The organism is Muricauda brasiliensis (assembly GCF_003057865.1).
In the GTDB taxonomy this organism is placed as follows: domain Bacteria; phylum Bacteroidota; class Bacteroidia; order Flavobacteriales; family Flavobacteriaceae; genus Flagellimonas; species Flagellimonas chongwuensis.
On sequence record NZ_QBTW01000045.1, the window covers coordinates 1 to 311 of the forward strand.

The window sequence follows — 311 nt, forward strand, 5'->3', positions numbered from 1 at the left end:
ATGAATCGTCATCGTTCCAGGTGCCCCCGTTATCGGGCGTGCCGCCAAGGGCGCCGAACAGGTCCGTTGCGGCCCCTGTGCCCGTGCAGATGGCCATGGCGCCATTGTCCCCTGCGTCGGGCTGTTCGGTGATGGTGACGGAGAAGCTGTTTTCGGCGGTACAGTTGGGTGTGGTGCCCGACTCTGCGTAGACGTACACTGTCTGGGATGTGGTTATGGCATCGCCTGCGGAGAGCATGTTTCCGCCACCGTTCGGTGCATCGAAGTAGCTTCCGTTGGTAAGCGCCGGCAGCACGTAGGAATCACAAGCT

Annotated in this window: 1 protein-coding gene; it reads right to left on the reverse strand. The window is 61.4% G+C overall.

Annotated elements, in window-relative coordinates; translation table 11 throughout:
- Positions 1–311 (reverse strand): hypothetical protein (locus DCK90_RS16875; RefSeq protein ID WP_159075877.1); only part of this gene is annotated, 311 nt, incomplete at both ends.